Origin of the sequence: Cryptosporangium phraense (assembly GCF_006912135.1) — a bacterium.
Taxonomy (GTDB): domain Bacteria; phylum Actinomycetota; class Actinomycetes; order Mycobacteriales; family Cryptosporangiaceae; genus Cryptosporangium; species Cryptosporangium phraense.
Genome location: NZ_VIRS01000003.1, coordinates 82,086 through 98,200, shown reverse-complemented (window position 1 = coordinate 98,200; position 16,115 = coordinate 82,086). Strand labels below are relative to the sequence as shown.

General features: G+C 71.0%; 18 protein-coding genes. 10 read left to right on the top strand and 8 right to left on the bottom strand.

The annotated features are described in order from the left end of the window. Nucleotides 1-16 precede the first annotated feature (16 nt). Nucleotides 17-355 (bottom strand): hypothetical protein, encoded by a 339-nt coding sequence (locus tag FL583_RS05105; RefSeq protein WP_142703291.1) that lies wholly within the window; start codon nt 353-355, stop codon nt 17-19. A 96-nt stretch (nt 356-451) separates the two neighbouring features. On the opposite strand from FL583_RS05105, the gene FL583_RS05100 reads away from it, so the two are divergent. Beyond that, nucleotides 452-1,462 carry an ABC transporter substrate-binding protein gene (locus FL583_RS05100; protein ID WP_142703290.1) on the top strand — a complete coding sequence of 337 codons (1,011 nt, stop codon included), beginning with the start codon at nt 452-454 and terminating at the stop codon, nt 1,460-1,462. A gap of 47 nt (nt 1,463-1,509) precedes the next feature. Here FL583_RS05100 and FL583_RS05095 read toward each other — a convergent pair whose 3' ends face one another. After that, nucleotides 1,510-2,115, bottom strand: a complete 606-nt coding sequence (locus tag FL583_RS05095) for a response regulator transcription factor (protein WP_142703289.1) — start codon at nt 2,113-2,115, stop codon at nt 1,510-1,512. Next, a complete protein-coding gene (locus FL583_RS05090; protein ID WP_142703288.1) occupies nt 2,112-3,227 on the bottom strand; it encodes a sensor histidine kinase in 1,116 nt (371 codons plus the stop codon). The genes FL583_RS05095 and FL583_RS05090 overlap by 4 nt, the downstream gene beginning before the upstream one ends. Nucleotides 3,228-3,313: 86 nt before the next feature. Here FL583_RS05090 and FL583_RS40755 point away from each other — a divergent pair, with 86 nt between their 5' ends. From FL583_RS40755 to FL583_RS05075, 3 genes are all read left to right on the top strand, one after another. Further along, the gene (locus FL583_RS40755; protein WP_205751856.1) at nt 3,314-4,057 is read left to right on the top strand and encodes a hypothetical protein; all 744 of its coding nucleotides are present in this window, start codon (nt 3,314-3,316) and stop codon (nt 4,055-4,057) included. Nucleotides 4,058-4,104: 47 nt separating this feature from the next. After that, the gene (locus tag FL583_RS05080; protein ID WP_142703287.1) at nt 4,105-5,001 is read left to right on the top strand and encodes a LysR family transcriptional regulator; all 897 of its coding nucleotides are present in this window, start codon (nt 4,105-4,107) and stop codon (nt 4,999-5,001) included. A gap of 66 nt (nt 5,002-5,067) precedes the next feature. Next, entirely contained in the window at nt 5,068-5,715 is a 648-nt protein-coding gene (locus tag FL583_RS05075; RefSeq protein ID WP_142703286.1) for an SDR family oxidoreductase, read from the top strand. On the opposite strand, the gene FL583_RS05070 is transcribed toward FL583_RS05075, so the two are convergent. Then, nucleotides 5,706-6,239, bottom strand: coding sequence for a dihydrofolate reductase family protein (locus FL583_RS05070; protein WP_142703285.1), 534 nt, complete (start codon nt 6,237-6,239; stop codon nt 5,706-5,708). The genes FL583_RS05075 and FL583_RS05070 overlap by 10 nt on opposite strands. Nucleotides 6,240-6,311: 72 nt before the next feature. Between FL583_RS05070 and FL583_RS05065 the strand changes: the two genes are divergently transcribed. The 5 genes from FL583_RS05065 to FL583_RS05045 all read left to right on the top strand — a co-directional run bounded on the left by FL583_RS05065 (nt 6,312) and on the right by FL583_RS05045 (nt 11,473). Continuing rightward, entirely contained in the window at nt 6,312-6,932 is a 621-nt protein-coding gene (locus FL583_RS05065) for a winged helix-turn-helix transcriptional regulator (RefSeq protein WP_142703284.1), read from the top strand. 88 nt (nt 6,933-7,020) lie between these two features. Beyond that, nucleotides 7,021-8,061 carry an aromatic ring-hydroxylating oxygenase subunit alpha gene (locus FL583_RS05060; RefSeq protein WP_142703283.1) on the top strand — a complete coding sequence of 347 codons (1,041 nt, stop codon included), beginning with the start codon at nt 7,021-7,023 and terminating at the stop codon, nt 8,059-8,061. A gap of 24 nt (nt 8,062-8,085) precedes the next feature. After that, on the top strand, nt 8,086-9,477 hold the full coding sequence (locus tag FL583_RS05055) for a purine-cytosine permease family protein (protein WP_142703282.1): 1,392 nt from the start codon (nt 8,086-8,088) through the stop codon (nt 9,475-9,477). Beyond that, nucleotides 9,474-10,496 carry an isopenicillin N synthase family dioxygenase gene (locus FL583_RS05050; RefSeq protein ID WP_142703281.1) on the top strand — a complete coding sequence of 341 codons (1,023 nt, stop codon included), beginning with the start codon at nt 9,474-9,476 and terminating at the stop codon, nt 10,494-10,496. The genes FL583_RS05055 and FL583_RS05050 overlap by 4 nt, the downstream gene beginning before the upstream one ends. Beyond that, the gene (locus FL583_RS05045; protein ID WP_142703280.1) at nt 10,493-11,473 is read left to right on the top strand and encodes an adenosine deaminase family protein; all 981 of its coding nucleotides are present in this window, start codon (nt 10,493-10,495) and stop codon (nt 11,471-11,473) included. Before FL583_RS05050 ends, FL583_RS05045 begins: the two co-directional genes overlap by 4 nt. Here the strand turns inward: FL583_RS05045 and FL583_RS05040 are convergent. Beyond that, nucleotides 11,470-12,081: a helix-turn-helix domain-containing protein gene (locus FL583_RS05040; protein ID WP_142703279.1), complete on the bottom strand. Its 612-nt coding sequence runs from the start codon at nt 12,079-12,081 to the stop codon at nt 11,470-11,472. The two genes, FL583_RS05045 and FL583_RS05040, sit on opposite strands and share 4 nt — an antisense overlap. 107 nt (nt 12,082-12,188) lie before the next feature. Here FL583_RS05040 and FL583_RS05035 point away from each other — a divergent pair, with 107 nt between their 5' ends. Then, nucleotides 12,189-12,533, top strand: a complete 345-nt coding sequence (locus FL583_RS05035; RefSeq protein ID WP_142703278.1) for a hypothetical protein — start codon at nt 12,189-12,191, stop codon at nt 12,531-12,533. Between the two features lie 12 nt (nt 12,534-12,545). Here the strand turns inward: FL583_RS05035 and FL583_RS05030 are convergent, their stop codons facing one another. The 3 genes from FL583_RS05030 to FL583_RS05020 form a co-directional block, all read right to left on the bottom strand. Further along, nucleotides 12,546-13,094 carry a GNAT family N-acetyltransferase gene (locus FL583_RS05030; RefSeq protein ID WP_142703277.1) on the bottom strand — a complete coding sequence of 183 codons (549 nt, stop codon included), beginning with the start codon at nt 13,092-13,094 and terminating at the stop codon, nt 12,546-12,548. A 97-nt stretch (nt 13,095-13,191) separates the two neighbouring features. Beyond that, nucleotides 13,192-15,171, bottom strand: coding sequence for a right-handed parallel beta-helix repeat-containing protein (locus tag FL583_RS05025; protein ID WP_142703276.1), 1,980 nt, complete (start codon nt 15,169-15,171; stop codon nt 13,192-13,194). 153 nt (nt 15,172-15,324) lie between these two features. Continuing rightward, nucleotides 15,325-16,095: a hypothetical protein gene (locus tag FL583_RS05020; RefSeq protein ID WP_205751855.1), complete on the bottom strand. Its 771-nt coding sequence runs from the start codon at nt 16,093-16,095 to the stop codon at nt 15,325-15,327. Nucleotides 16,096-16,115 lie beyond the last annotated feature (20 nt).

Below are 16,115 nucleotides of genomic sequence, written 5' to 3'. Positions count from 1 at the left end.
GTGTCCGGCCCACTCGTCAGCAGCCGCAGGACACTTTGGAAAAGACGAGGGGCGCCAGGATGTCCGGTACGGCCGCGACTCCCGGTCCGCCGGCGTCGAGCCAGCCGACGACCGCGTCGACGCGTTCGGAATCGAGGATCTCGCCCAGGTAGACGACCCGGGCGCCGTTCCGGCGCGCCGGAGGGCTCGGATGGACGACGACGACGTTGGACCGCGCGCACAGGTCGATGCATTCGCTGACGCGGACCCGGGTCGCGGCGCGCAGGGCGGTGAGGTGGGCGTCGTGGTCGACGTCGGGGTGCTTCGCCGGGCTGCCGCAGCAGCAGTCGCGACAGACGGTGACCGAGCAGCTCATGGGACTCCCGGAAGCGATCGGAGACTAGGTTAGCCTAGCCTAAATTCTGCTAGGGTCCGGAAGACTTCCTCGGGAGCTTCGGGACAAGGAGTGTTGATGACGTCACGCTGGTTACGCGCTGCTGCCGGTCTCGCCGCCGGTCTGCTGCTGGCGTCCGGATTGGCCGCGTGCGGTTCCGATGACGACGGTGCTGCTTCGTCGTCGTCCGCGTCCTCGTCGGCGTCGTCGGCGTTTCCGGTGACGATCGAGCACAAGTTCGGGTCGACGACGATCGAGAAGCAGCCGACCCGGGTGCTGACCGTCGGCTGGAACGACCAGGACTTCGCGCTCGCGCTGGGCGTCGTGCCGGTGAGCACCCGCGAGTGGTTCACCGAGTACCCGACGTACCCGTGGGTCGCCGACAAGCTCGGCGGCAAGAAGCTGCCCACGTTCTCCGCGGAGATCAACTACGAGGCGATCATCAAGCAGAAGCCGGACCTGATCCTGGCGATCTACGAGACGATCAGCAAAGAGGTCTACGACAAGCTGTCGGCGATCGCCCCCACCGTGATCCAGTCCAAGGACTACAAGGACGAAGAGACGCCGTGGGACGTGCAGACGCTGACGACGGGCCGGGCGCTGGGCAAGTCGGCCGAGGCGCAGGCGCTGGTCACGAAGGTGAAGGACGCCGCCGCGGCGGCGACCGAGGCGCACCCGGAGTTCGCCGGCAAGACGCTGGTGGAAGATTACGGCCCGGAGAACGGCTCGCACTGGCTCATCGGGGCCAACGACCCCAGGCGGGCGCTGTTCGATCTGCTCGGGTTCAAGACCCAGCCGGACAGCGGGGACGTCAGCGAAGAGCGGCTCGACCTGTTGGACAAGGATGTGCTTTTCGTGAACGGGGCGACCAAGGCGGACATGCTGAAGAGGCCGGTGTTCGCGCGGTTGAAGGTCGTGAGTGAGGATCGGACGCTGTACACGGGGTTCGACACGCCGCTGGCCGGGGCGTTGTCGTACAGCGGGCCGGATGCGTTGTTGTATGCGCTGGAGACGTTGGTGCCGGAGTTGGCGGCGGCGACGGACGGGAAGCCTTCGACGCCGGTGAAGGATCTTTCGACGGCGGCTTGAGTTCTGGGGGTCGGGCTCGCGGTGGCGGGCGCTACCACCGCGACCCGTCAGATCCAGCCCTGTTCCCGGGCCTTGGCCGTGGCGTCGGCTCGGGTTCCGACGCCTAGTTTGGCCAGTATCGCGGTCAGGTGGTTGCGCACGGTGCCCGGTGACAGGGCCAGCCTCCGGGCGATCACCCCCACCGGCACGTCGGGGTCGGCGCATCTCAGTACGTCCAGTTCCCGGCCGGTCAGGGGACATTCCGGCAGGCTCAGCGCGTCCGCGGCCAGGGCGGGATCCACGTATCGTCCGCCCTCGTGCACTCGGCGGATGACGTCGGCCAGGGCGCCGCCGGGGGAACCCTTCGGCAGAAAGCCCTTCGCGCCCGCGGCCAGGGCACGTTGGAGCTGGGCCGGGCGGGCCCGTCCGGTGAGGATCACCGTGGCGCAGTTCGGCAGGACCCGGGACAGCTCGGCGGCGGTGGCGATTCCGTCCAGCTCCGGCATCTGCAGGTCGAGGATCGCGACGTCCGGGCGGTGGGCCAGCGCCACGCTGATCGCGGTCCGGCCGTCGGCGGCCTGGGCCACGACGGACAGGTCGGGTTCCAGGTCCAGGAGCGCGGCCAGCGCGACGCGGATCAGCTCCTCGTCATCGGCCAGCAGTACCCGGATCACGGCGTCGAGGGTACGACGGCCTCCAGCGTGTAGTGGCCGTCGGCCGCGGTGGTGCGGAGTTCGCCGCCGGCCTCGGCGAGGCGGTCCCGGAGGCCGCGCAGGCCCGAACTGTGCTCGTCCGACGTCGACGGAAGCACTCCGTCGTTGACCAGCGTCATTCGCGTCCGGTCCTCGTCGACCTGGATCGTGATCGTGCACCAGTGCGCCCGGCTGTGCCGGAGCACGTTGGTGGTGGCCTCGCGGAGGGTGGCCGAGAGCACGTCGGTCACCGTCGCGGGCAGTTCGCGGTCCGGCGCGGTCACCGTGCAGGAGACCCCCGAGGACCGCAGGAGGTCCCGGATCGCGGTCAGCTGGTCGCGGAGGTCGACCCGGCGGTAACCGTGCACCACCTCCCGCAATTCGGTGAGCGTCGATGCGGCGATCCGCCGCACCTCCGCGGCCTCCGAACCGGCTCGCTCGGCGTCGATCGTCGCCAGGCGCTCGACCAGTTCGGCTTTGAGGGCGATCACCGACAGGTTGTGCCCCAGCAGGTCGTGGACGTCGCGGGCGAACCGCAGCCGCTCCTCGGCCGCCGCCAGCTGGGCCTGGGCTCCGCGGCCCCGTTCGGCCTCGACCAGCAGGTCCCAGAACCACACCTGCAGCCGGTTGACCGCCGCGATTCCGAGACCGAAACCGAGCGTGATCACCAGCGCGTCCAGGCGCCGGTCGGGCGTCAGGGCGACGGCGGCGGCTCCGGTTGCGGCGGCCAGCAGGGTTGCCGGCGTGGTCGACGTCAGCACCGGGAACAGACCGACCAGGCAGGCGGCGAGCCAGGACCACGTGGGCCAGCCGTCACCGACCGGTCCGACCAGCGGCACCGAGATCAGCGCGGCCGCCGCGAACGCGACCGTCGCCCGACGGCGGGTGGGCGGCGTGATCCACGGGGTGATCAGCACGTACAGCACGAACGCCTGCGCCACCGCGAACGCGGTGATGCCGACCGCGCCGAGGACGACCCAGCGGACGTCCGACTCCCGCACCAGGCCGACCGCAGGCAGGAACAGGCTCATCGACGCGTTGACGGCCAGCCCCACCAGCGTGACCGTCCGGGCCTGGCGCAGTCGTCGTCGCATGGGGCGATCGTAGGGAGCGGCCGGTCACGCCCGACCCGGGAAAAGTTCACGGGTTCCGCGCGGCCGGACCGCCCGAGGCTGCCGGCATGACACTTCGATTCCTGCGGCACTTCGCCGAGATGCTGGTCGCGATGTACGTCGGCATGCTCGTGCTCGGCCCGCTGTGGCCGATCCCGACCGATCGGGCCGACGTCGCCTCGTTCGTGATGGCGACCGACATGTCCCTCGCGATGGCGGTCTGGATGTGGCACCGCAGCCACGACCGGCTCGCCATCGGCGAGATGACCGCGGCGATGTACGCGCCGTTCGCGGTGCTGCTGCTCCCCTGGTACGCCGGGCTGTGGTCGAGCGGGATCGTGCTGGTCGGCGGGCACGTGCTGGGGATCCTGGCGATGGCCGCGGTCGTGCTCCGCCATCCGACCGGCTCGGCCGGCCCGCGCACCGGCCCGCTCACCCGGTGGCCGACGGCGCTCGCTCTGCTCGCGACCGTCGACAACGTCGTCGACCCGCGGCCGCTTCCGGCCTGGAGCCTGGTGGTGCTGGCCGTCAGCTATCTGCTGATCGGTCTCCTACGGCGGACGCTTCGGCCCGCGCGCGTTCTCCGCCGGCAACTGGCCGCGGCCGGCTTCTATCTGACGCTGATCGCGGTCGCGCTGCTGGCTCCGGGGGACGTGGGGCTGTGGGTGGTCGGGACCGGGTGGCTGGCCCATGCCGGGTGGGACTGGTGGCACCACCATCACGACGCGGTCGTGCCCCGCCCGTTCGCCGAGTGGTGCGGGGTCGTCGACGCGGTGATCGGGATCTCGGTGCTCGTCAGCGTCGCGCTGTGACCGGCTCGGCGGGGTGTCGGCCCGGCTCGGCTGCTTGAATCGACGGCATGGCTGATCTGGACCTGCGTCGCCTGCGGTACTTCCTCTCGCTGGCCGACGAGCTGAACTACGGCCGCGCGGCGGAGAGCCTCCATCTCGCGCAGCCCGCCCTCAGCCGGTCCATCGCCGCACTGGAACGCGAGCTGGGCGTCAAACTCTTCGAGCGCTCGCGGGCCGGCACCCGCCTGGCCCCGGCCGGCGAACTGCTCCGGGAGGAAGCCCGGGAGTTGCTGCGCGCGGCCGACGCCCTGCAGCGGCGGGTCCGCGTCGCCGAGCGCGAGGGCCGCAGCATCACGCTGGGCTTCGCCCCCGGCGTCATCCTGACGCCGATCATCCGCCACCTCGAGCAGGCCTTCCCCGGCCTGCTGGTCAACGTGCTGCGCACCACCTGGGGCGACCAGATCACCGCCCTCCGCGACGGCCGGGTCGACGCCACGTTCGCCACCCGGCCGTTCGACGACGAGGGCCTGGACGTGGTCGAGCTGTACTCGGAGGCTCGCGTGGTCGTCCTGCCCGACAGCCATCCGGGCGCCGGTGAGCGTGAGCTCACGCTGGCCGACCTGGCCGACGACCTGCTCCTGCAGCCGGCCGCCGCGGTGCCGGAATGGACCGGCGCGGTGGGCTATCCCGGCTTCGACGACGCGAAGGGCCAGCCGGCCACCCCGACGGTGGAGGAGAAGTTCGAGCACGTGGCGGCCGGGCGCGGGGTGCTGCTGCTGACCGGATCGGCGGCCCGCTTCTACCGCCGCCCCGGCGTCACGTCGGCCCGCGTCGCCGACCTGCCCGAGACCCGGATCTGCCTGGTCGTGGAGCCCCAGCGACGCTCGGCCGTGCTGCGCGAGCTGGAACGCGTGGCTCCGTCCCTGAGCTGCGCTGATGCCGATGCGGCATCAGTTGGGACCTGATCGGTCTTGGCGGCCCCGAGCCCTGGGGGCCGAGGCTGAGGAGAACCTTCCACGGAGGAACTTCTCATGGCGCTCTCGTCCTCGTCCCACGTCGTCGTGCTCGGCGGAACCAGCGGAATCGGCCAGGCGGTGGCCCGGGCCGCGGCGGCGGCCGGCGCTCGGGTGAGCGTCGGCGGCCGCTCGTCCGACCGGCCGGTCGACGTCACCTCCTCGGCGTCGCTGGCGGCGTTCTTCGCCGCGGCCGGACCGTTCGACCACCTCGTCTACACCGCGGGCGACGCGCTGGCCCGCGGGCCGCTGACCGACTACCGCCCGCAGCTGGCCCGCGACTTCTTCGGCGTTCGGCTCTTCTCCGCCCTGGACGCGGTGCGCCTGGCCCTCCCGACGCTGAGCCCGACCGGCTCGGTGACGCTGACCAGCGGGGCTGCCGCCTTCCACGGCGGACCGGGGCGCCTCCTGGGCTCGACGGTCAGCGGCGCGGTGATCACCGCCGCCCGCTCGCTGGCCGTCGAACTCGCTCCGATCCGGGTCAACGTCGTCGCGCCGGGCATCGTGCGGACGCCGCTCTGGGCGGGGGCACCGGAGGATGTGCTGGCGTCCGCGGCCCAGCCCGACGACGTCGCGAAAGCCTATCTGGCGTTCCTGGAGCAGGACCACGTCACCGGCAACGTCGCAGTCGTCGACGGTGGCAGCAGCCTGGGCGCTCAGGCATAGGCCGTCTCGTAGTGCAGCTTCACCGCGCCGTTGGGGAAGCGCAGCGAGTCGGTCAGCGACAGGCTCAGGCCGGTGGTGTCGACGTTCTCGAACAACCGGCGGCCGGCGCCCACCGCGGTCGGGCTGTAGATGAAGTCGTAGCGGTCGACCAGCCGGCCGCGGATCAGGTCGGTGTCCACGTCGCTGACCCCGTATTTGATCAGCCGGACGCTAGCCTCCTTCAGAGCTGCGATCGACGAGATCGGGTCACCGGTCAGTGCCCTGGAGTTCCAGCCCAGATCGTCGGCCCGGTGGGTGACTATCCACTTCGGCATCGCGTTGATCGCGTCGATGTAGGGGTCGCCCGAGAGCGGGGCCCAGCTGCGCGAGAGGTCGTCGTACGCGCGCCGGCCGAGCAGGAACGCGTCGTAGGAGGCCAGCTCGTCGAGCGAGTGCTGCCGGGCCGCGTCGTCGAACATCGCCCACTGCCACGGGCTCTCGACCACTCCGTCGAGCGAGACGAGTGTGCTGACCACCAACGTCATGGGGTCTCCTCGATAGTCGGTTTTTCCGACCTTACACTTGGAAAAACCAACCGGCTCACACTTGGATCAAACATGAAGACGTACAGCGACGCGTGCGGGGTCGCGCGGGCGCTCGACCTGATCGGCGACCGGTGGGCGCTGCTGATCGTGCGTGAGTTGATGCTGGGTCCGAAGCGGTTCGGCGCGCTCGCGGACGGGCTGCGGGCGGCGGGGCCGGACATGGTCGCCAAGCGGCTCCGCGAGCTGACCGACCACGGCATCGTGGTGCGCCGGTCGCTGGGCGCACCGGCCAACGTCGACGTCTACGCGCTGTCGCCGCGCGGCCTGGCGCTGCGGCCGGTACTGCGCGAACTGGGCCGGTGGGGAGCGACGACCAACCTGCCGCCGGACCATCTCGGGCTCACCGACGACGCGTTCCTGCTCGCGTTCGACGCCGTCTTCCCGGGGCGGGACGACACGGAGTTGATCGTCGAGTTCCGTCTCCCGGGCGGCCCGGCCAACGCGCGGGTCGCCGACGGCGGCATCGAGGTGGGGTGGGGCGCGGCGGCCGAACCGGACCTGGTGCTCGAGGGCGACCCGGACGCCCTCGGCTCCGTCCTGTGGAACGAGGCCGACCCCGATGCGTCCGGCGTCCGGGTCATCGCCGGCCGCGCGCTGCTCGACCGATTCCGCGCGCTGACCACGATCCGCTGACCCGGGTTACCAGGTCGAAACGCCAGCGTCATCCCACCGACAATCCGAGCCCCAACCATAAGTGTCACTTACTGATTGGGGTCGTCGGATGGCCACTACCGCTGCTCCGTCGTCATTCTTGTCCAATATCGATCCGGCGCTCCGCCAGTTCTGGCACCCGGTCGCGCTCACCACCGAGGTCCCCGACTCCGGGCGTCCGCTCCGCGTCGACCTGCTCGGGCACAGCTGGGTGATCCTCCGGCTCGACGGCCGTCTGGTGGCGCTGTACGACCGCTGCCCGCACCGGCTGGTGCCGCTCAGCGAGGGCACCGTGGTCGGCGATCGGCTCCAGTGCCGGTACCACGGCTACGAGTTCGACGCCGACGGCCGATGCCGGCACGTCCCCGCGCTCGGAACCGAACCGCCACCGCCCCGCATCCGGGTGCCGACCGCCCACGTCCGGCCGGCCTTCGGGCTGGTCTGGCTGTGCGAAGCCGAGATCGAGCCCGCGTTTCCGCTCAGCGAGTCCCCGTATCTCGATCCCGACCTCGACACGTTCGTCGCCGGGCCGTTCGAGACGCGGGTCGACGCCGGCCTGCTGACCGACAACTTCCTCGACGTCACCCACCTGCCGTTCCTGCACGCCCAGACGTTCGGCGGAGTCACCGACGAGGTCCACGAACTCGAGGTCGAGCGCTCCGGCTGGTCCCTGCGCCAGAGCACCGATTCGGTCACCACCGAGCGCGGCGAGACGCTGCCGGTGCACTACGACTACACGCTGCACGCTCCGTTCGCCTGCCAGCTCGCGATGACGACGCTGGCCGGCGACCGCGAGGGCCGGACCGACTACGTCTGGTCGTTCTGCCAGCCCCAGGCGGCCGACCGGACCCGGTGGTTTCTGGTCCACGCCTACGCCGGGCTCGATCACGACCCGGCGGCCGTCGCGGACGCGGCCGAGTTCCAGACCCGGGTGGGGCTGGAGGACCTGTCGATCCTCGAGCCCATGCGCCGGCCGAGCCTGCCCCTCGACAACAGCGAATGCCACACCCGGGGCGACAAGGGCTGCGTCGCCTACCGCCAGATCATGAAGTCCGTCGCCGCCGGAGAGTCCCGGCCGCTCACGGCCGCCCCCACGTCGCACGCCGTCTGACCGAGCACGCTCCGGAGAGTCGATATGCCAGAAACCGAAAGAATCGAGCAGACCGGTATCGCCCTGATCCCGGACGCCGAGCGTCGTGGTCGCGCGCGTGACCTCGGCTGGCTCTGGGCCGGCACCACGCTCACGATGCAGACCGTGCTGTTCGGCTCGTTCCTGCCCTACCTCGGGCTGAACCTGGTGCAGTGCGCGGTCGTCATCGTCCTCGGCAACCTGGCCTGGGTCGTCGTCGGCTACGCGAGCCTCCAGGGGGCCGCCGCCGGCACGTCGATCTTCGCGATCACCCGGGCGTCGTTCGGCACCCGCGGTGGCCGGATTCCGGCCTTCCTCAACTGGCTCACCCAGATCCTGTACGAGACCCTGGGCCTGTCGGTGATCGCGCTGGCGCTGCTCGCGCTGCTCGACCGCGCCGGTCTGTCGACCGGCGGCACCGCGACCACGGTCGCGCTCGTCGTGGTCGCCGCCGTCGTGCAGCTCGTGCTGCCGTTACTCGGTCACGCGTGGATCATGCGCGCGCTGCGCTGGATGACCCCACCGTTCGTGGCCCTGTTCATCGTGCTGACGATCCTCGCGGCGCCGAAGGTGAGCATCGACGGGCCGGCCGGCGGCGCGGCCGCGATCGCCGGCGGGTTCGCGCTGGTACTGGCGGGTGGGAGCTTCGCCTGGGTGGTCAACGCGTCGGACTACTCGCGGTACCTGCCGGCCTCCACGTCGCGCCGGGGCATCGTCACCGCGGTGTCGGTCGGCGGCTTCCTCAGCACGACGCCGCTGATGATCCTCGGGGCCGCGGTCGCCTCGATCCCCGCGTTCGGCGGCGACATCATCTCCGGGCTGCCCAGCGCGTTCCCGGCCTGGTTCGTGGTGCCGTACCTGGTCTTCGTCATCGCGCAGAACTACGGGGTGAACGCGGTCGACATGTACTCGTCGAGCCTCACCCTGCAGGCCGTCGGGCTGCCACTCCGGCAGTGGCAGGCGACCACGCTGGACTGCGCGCTGTCTTCGGTGCTCACGATCACCGTGCTGCTCTCCCCGTCGGTCAACACCGCGATCTCGAACATCATCCTGTTCGTCATGGTCTGGATCGCGCCCTGGTCGGCGGTGTTCCTCACCGACTGGGCCCTGCGTCGCGGCCGCTACGACCGGCAGGCCCTGTTCGAGCCCGGGCCCGGGCCGTACTGGGGAACCGCCGGTTACCGGGTGCCGGCGCTGGTCGCCCTGGGCGCCGGCGCCGCGGCCAGCCTGGCCTGCATCAACACCGCGGTCTTCGTCGGGCCGGTCGCGCGGGCACTGGGCGGCGCCGACCTCAGCATCCCGGCCGGGTTCCTGGTCGCCGCCGTGGTCTTCCTGCTCACGTCGCGCACGCCCGCGACCGCCCCGGCCCCGTTGCTCGTCAGTGAGGTGACCCGATGACTTTCGACGTCCCGATCGTCGACATCAGCAGTTACACCGGAGGGTCCGACGCGACCGATCGGCGGGCGACCGCGCAGGCGATGGACGCGGCCTGCCGCCGGGTCGGGTTCGTCCAGGTCGTCGGGCACGGTGTTCCGGCCCACGCGACCGCCGGTCTCGCGTCCGCCATCGACGACTTCTTCGCCCTCGGGGCGTCCGAAAAAAGGACGTACCGGTCGGCCGGAACGAACCGCGGCTATACGCCGCCGAAGGCGGAGGCGCTCAGCTTGAGCGCCGGCGTCGCGCCGGCCAACCGGATGAAGGACTTCTTCGAAGCGTTCAACGTCGGCACCTCGGCCGCGGACCACCCGGACCTCGGGCTGCCCGCGGACCACTACGCGCCGAACGTCTGGCCGACCGGCCTTCCGGCGTTCGAACCTGCGGTTCGCACCTACTTCCGGCAGGCCCAGCGCGTAGCGCGCACGTTGACGACCATCTTCGCGGACGCTCTGGCGCTGCCGCCCAGCTACTTCCGGACGTTCACCGACCACTCGATCGAGGTGCTGAGGCTCAACAACTACGCGCTCCCGCCCGGCGAGATCGAACTCGACGCCGACCTCACCGGCATGGGCGAGCACACCGACTTCGGCATCGTGACCGTGCTCTGGGCCGACCGGATTCCCGGGCTGCAGGTGCTCGGCCACGACGGGAGCTGGCACGACGTGATGCCGGCCCCGGGCGCCCTGCTGGTCAACCTGGGCGATCTGATGGCTCGCTGGACCGACGACCACTGGGTCTCGACGCTGCACCGGGTCAAGCCGCCGGTCGTCGACGGGCGGATCCTGCGGCGCCGTTCGGCCGCGTTCTTCCACGACGGGAACAGCGACGCGATCATCCGCCCGCTCGGCGACGGGAGCTCGTACCCGCCGATCTCGGTCGACGAGCACATCGCGGCCAAGCTGCGCGGCTCGCGCGGCGGCGTGCTGAACACCGCCGCCGATCGCGAGGCGCACCGGATCCGGACGGCGGTGACCCGGTGACCGACGTGCTCGACTACGTCGCGGTCATGCCGAAGGTGGAGCTGCACTGCCACCTGGAGGGCTCGGTGCCCGCCGCCACGGCGATCCGGCTGGCCGCGCGCAACGGGGTGGCGCTGCCGACCGACGACCCCGATCAGCTCTACCGCTTCGGCTCGCTGGAGCAGTTCCTCGACCTCTACGTCGCGGTGTCGGCCGCGCTGGCCGGTCCGGACGACCTGGCCCAGGCGGTCTACGACTCGCTCGCCGACGCCGCCCGGGGCTCGCACCTGCGCTATCGCGAGTTCGCGTTCAACCCGACGAACCACCCGGGCGTGAAGCTCGCCGACATGCTGCCCGCGATGGCCGACGCCGCCCGGTCGGCGGAGTCCGAGTTCGGCGTCGTCACCCGGTTCCTCGTCGCCATCAATCGGGAGCAGCCACCGGAGGTGGCGCTCGAGCTCGTGCGGTCGGTCGTCGCGCTGGAGCATCCCTACGTCGTCGGGATCGGCCTCGACCACAACGAGCTGGCCGGCCCCCCGGCGCTGTTCGCGGACGCGTTCGCCCTGGCCGGGGCGGCCGGGCTGGGCCGGACGGCGCACGCGGGCGAGCGGGGGAACGCGACCGAGGTGCGCGAGACCATCGAGCTGCTCGGGGTCGACCGCATCGACCACGGGTACGCGGTGCTCGGCGAGCCGCAGCTGGTGTCGGAGAGCATCGCGGCCGGCGTGCACTTCGCGTCCTGCTGGACGACGTCGAGCTTCCACTCCGCGGGCCGCTCCCCGATTCCGGACATGGTCGCGGCCGGTCTGCCGGTGTCGGTGAGCTCGGACGATCCGCCGATGTTCGGCACCGACATCGGCCGCGAGCACGCGGCCGCGGCAGCCGGGCTGGCCTGGAGCCCGGCCGACGCCCGCGCGTTCGTGCTGCGCGCTGCCGCCGCCGCGTTCGGCCCGGACGACCTGGCCGGACGCTTGGAGGCCGAGTTCGACGCCCTCTAGGTGTGGACCGTGTTGACGACGATGGCCTCGGCCGGTTCGCTCCCCAGCAGACGCCAGCGGTGGGCGACGTCGCCGTCGTGGTGCAGCGCGTCGCCGGCCTGCAGCATCACCTCGCGGCCGTCCTCGAACTCGACCGCGATCGCCCCGGCCACCACGTAGACGACGTCCTCGCCCTGGTGCTCGTACCACTGCTGGGGATCGTCGTCGGGGCGGATCACGTAGTGATACCCCTCCAGGACGTGGCCCGGGCCCGGCCGGGTGATCAGCCGCGGACGCTGGGTGGCGGCGGTCGCGGTCGCCGGGATGACCATGCCGTGCCCGGACCGGGTCACCAGCGCCGACTCGGAGCTACCCGGCAGCAGCGCGCTCGGGGCCACCCCGAGCGCGCTCCCGATCCGGTACAGGGTCGGCAGCGAGAGGGACGACCGGCCCGCTTCCAGCTGGCTGATGAACGGACCCGACACCCCCACCCGCCGAGCCAGCTCCGCGATCGAGATGCCCGCCTCGACGCGCTGGGCCCGCACGATCGCCCCGACGTCCCGGGCCAGCGCGTCCTTGTCGCCGGTCGCCTCGCCGGACTCGGGCAGGTGGTCCTTTCCAGTCCTCACGCCCCCAGCATCCCAAACGGAGATGACCGGTGCCTCGCGGTGGGAAGGTGGTCCTCCGGTTCGAGAGGCGTGGAAACGCGCCCGGCGCGGGGAGGCTCCGTGAACGCGTGGTGGGTGGGGGGGCGCTGCGCGCGATGCTGCGCTGCCGGGACGAACGGTCGGCCGGCCCGGTGGACGGAAACGAGACGGTGAGCGAAGCGCTGGAGGCTTTCGAAACGCTGCACGAGAAGTCGCAGGTCATCTCGATGCTGACCGGGAACCGGAATCACCCGGTCCGGTTGGCCGCCCGACGCGTGCGCGAGCCGATGCTCCCGTTACGCGACGACCTGATCGCCGGGTCGACGCTGTCGGACGACGAGGTTCGGGAGTTGGTGACGCAGCATCGCGAGGGGCGTAATCAGCTGATCCAGGCGGCGCAGACGTATCTGGGGGTGACGGACCGGCTCCGGTAGCGGGCCGGGGTGTCAGGCGCGTCGGGACTGCCATTCGCTGAAGAGCTGGCCGTAGATGATCTCGTCGGCGCGGCTCCCGAGGTACCAGGCGTTGCTGCGCAGCCGGCCCTCCTCGACGAACCCGCAGGCCAGGGAAATCGCCCGCATCGGGGCGTTGACCTCCAGCGTGTCGATCTGGAGCCGCTCCAGGCCGCGGTGCCGGAAGCCGAAGACGCAGATCGCGTCGAGCGCGTCCCGGCCGAGGCCGTGGCCGCGCGCGGAGCCGAGCAGACTGATCCCGATGTGCGCGGTGCGGTGGAACGGGTCGATGTCCCAGAGGCCCACCCGGCCGATCGCGGTACCGTCCTCGTCGTCGAGCCGCTGGATCGCGAAGAACACCGAATCGGGCTGCTGCCCGGTCTCCTGCTCGTCGTGCTCGGCTTGTTTGCCGGCCAGGCTGCGGGGCCGGTACGGGCGCCCGTCGGCGAGCGCGACGTGCTCGGCGTCCGCGTCCATCTCGTAGAGCGTCTCGACGTCGGCGCGGCGGAGCGGCCGCAGGCCGATGGCGCGTCCCCTGAGCATTGGACCATCGAATCAGCCGGCGACGCACGAGCAAAACGACTTTGACCCGAGGGCCCGGGAACGCGAACCGTTCCCGGGCCGTGGCCGGAGGGTCAGGTCACCACACCCGCACCCGGGTCTCGCCGGCCCGCAGGGCCGTGAGCGGCCCGGCCGGATAGTCCTTCCCCTCCTCCTTCCGCACCCCGGCCAGGTCGACGTCGATCACCGCCGGCCGCCCGTCTCGCTCCTCGAACTCCGCGTCGACGAACCGCACCCGCTCCAGGTCCAGACCGCCGATCACCCCGACCCGAGCGCCGTCGAAGCCGTCCGGCAGCCGGGTCTGCAGGTAGACCTCGTCGCCTTCGTCGACGACCTCGACCGACGCCTCGCCGTCGAGGACGGTGACGCCGGCCTCGCGGTCGGACGCCCCCGCCCCGGCCAGGTAGACGTTGTCCCGCGCGTACAGAGGCTGTTTGACGCCGGGGAAGCGCTCGTGTTCGCCGTGATCGTTCGACTGCTCCTCGATCCGCCCCAGGTACTCGGCGAACGTCGCCGGGTGTCCCTGGTAGATCTCCAGGCCGTGGCCCGGCTCGCCGCGGAACCGCGCGCCCGGGGCGTAGGCCCGGTCGACGTCGCCGCCGAGGAAGACGTTGCCGACGTAGCGGTCGTCGGCGCCGTAGATCTGCGCGTATCCGGCGACCTGGGTGCTGTGCGGAACGTGGTACGGCGTGGGCCGGTCCATGACCGGCCGCCACTGCAGGGTGCCGACGAACAGGTTGTTGACGAACGCGCCGCCCTGGCTGAACGACTCGAACGACACCGGCGAGGCGAACACGTTGTGGTCGATCAGGTAGGGCCCGTGGCTGACCTCGACGAACAAGTCGCGATTGTTGTTGTAGAAGACGTTGCGCGAGACCCGGACCCCCTGCGCCTGCCAGTCCAGCCAGGTGCCGAGCGAGCAGTCGTGGATCCGGTTGTGCCGGATCACCACGTCGAGCGGGGCGTGCAGCTTGATGCCGCCGATCTCGTAGCCGTAGAACTCCCGCTTGAGGGCGATGTCGTAGATGTGGTTGTCCTCGATCGTCGAGAACACGCAACCGAGGTGACCCACGATCCCGTTCTGGCCGCAGTCGTAGATCGTGTTGCGCCGGATCACGTGCGAGCCGATGTGTTCGGCGTCCCAGCCGATCCGGCGGGCCGAGAAGACCGACTCCAATTGATACTGGTAGCCGGGCTTGTCGCCGCGGGCCGTCGCGAAGTTGTGCCCGGTCGAGGCCTCCTTGCCGATCGAGATCGCCGAGCACTTGGCGTCGTGAATGACGTTGTCCTCGATGATCCAGCCCTTGGCCCAGTTCGGGCCGATCAGGCCGGGCTGGTCGGCGGTGGGGGGCACCCAGGGGCAGGCGGCCTGGGCGAGCTCGAAGCCGCGGACCGTGATGTAGTTCAGGTGATGCTCGGCCGGGTAGAACACCGACCGGCGCACGTTGATCTCGACCAGCTCGGCCCGCGGATCCGCGCCCTGGAAATTCGCCCAGATCGTCGTCGCGTCCGCGCCGACCTCGGCGTACCAGACGTAGCGCGTCTGCTCCGGGTCCCGCACGCGGTCGGGAAGCTCGGTCCACTGGTCGAGCACCTCGGTGCGCCGGGGTGGGTCGGACACCTCCGCCCGGGTCGGCACCTCGTAGAAACTCCGGCCGTTGAGGTAGACGTCCCCGAGGTGCTTCCGCGGTGCGTCCGGGGCGGCGTGGACGAGCCAGTCGCCGTCGACCGGCTCGGCGAAGGGGTTGAACGACCCGAACAGCGTGTGGGGGACGGACGTCGTCCACACCGTGCCGTCGACCGGCTCCCACTCGGTGATCTGCTCCGAGCCGGTGATGACGACGTGCTCCCCCGGCGCGGCCTGATAGGTGATCCGCCGCCGGTCGCTCAGACCGCCCCGCCGAGGACGGACCCACTCCCGGTACACGCCCTCGTGGACGATCACGGTGTCGCCGGGGAAGGCCAGCTCGGCGGCCCGGTTGATCGTGCGTAACGGCTGGTCCGGGGATCCGTCGGAGGAGTCGGAACCGGTGATCGCGACATGGAAGGCAGATGGCATGAGCGGGGCATCCTCAGCATTCGACGAGCGTGCGGCTTGCTCCGATCAGACTGCTACACGCCCGTCCGGGCGGCCCGCCAGATCCCGATTCCCCGCGACGCCCCGACGGCCAAGGCCGGGAAGCGGTCACTTCCCGGCCCTCGCGCTGCTGTGTCAGGCGCTGTCCGGCTGAACTGGGACGAGGAGCCAGCGGGCGAAACAGCTCGAGTCGTCGAGTTCGGTGTACGTCCAGATGTCGACTCGGTACTGCGGGGCCCAAGCGGTGACGAGCAGTCCGGTGTCAGGCTCTGAGGTTGGCGATCCGTGTTCTGACGGCGTCTCTCCGGCCCGCGCCGGGAGCAGCGTCATGGAATTGTGCCCGGTGCCGTCGCTGGCGGCGCTGAAGATGGCGATCTCCCCGCTGCCGACGTTGATCAGGGCGCTGGGGCCGGTGGGGTCGCCGACGTGTTTCAGAGCGGCGGCGACGGTCTGTCGGTAGTCGTCGCCGGATGCTTGGACGATGGCGATGGTGCCGTCAGCGGACTCGAAGACCTCCTTCCAGCTGTCGTCCCGGACGACGCCGTCCGCGCCGACGACCGCAGCGGTCTCGGGCCCGACCGCGATGGCGGTTTGATCGTCGTTCAGGTCGACGATGCGATCGAAGTACTCGTCCTGGCTGAAGCCGAGCCAGTGGTGCCTGCTGTCCGCGTCGATGGCCAGGTAAGGCTCGCCGTTGGTCCACAACCGACCGATGTGCTGCCAGGTCCGATCCACGGGGAAGAGTATCCACACCGCTTCGCGCTCAGCTGTCTCGATGTCGGGGCCGCGGTGAGCGGCTCGGCCGCCCGTGCGACCGAGGATGCGTGGTCGGACATCGACGTCTTCTTCGGGGTGGACGCCGCGCCGGTCACGCAGGTCGTGGCCGACTGGACCGCCTGGGTCCACGACCAGTTCGGCGCGCTTCG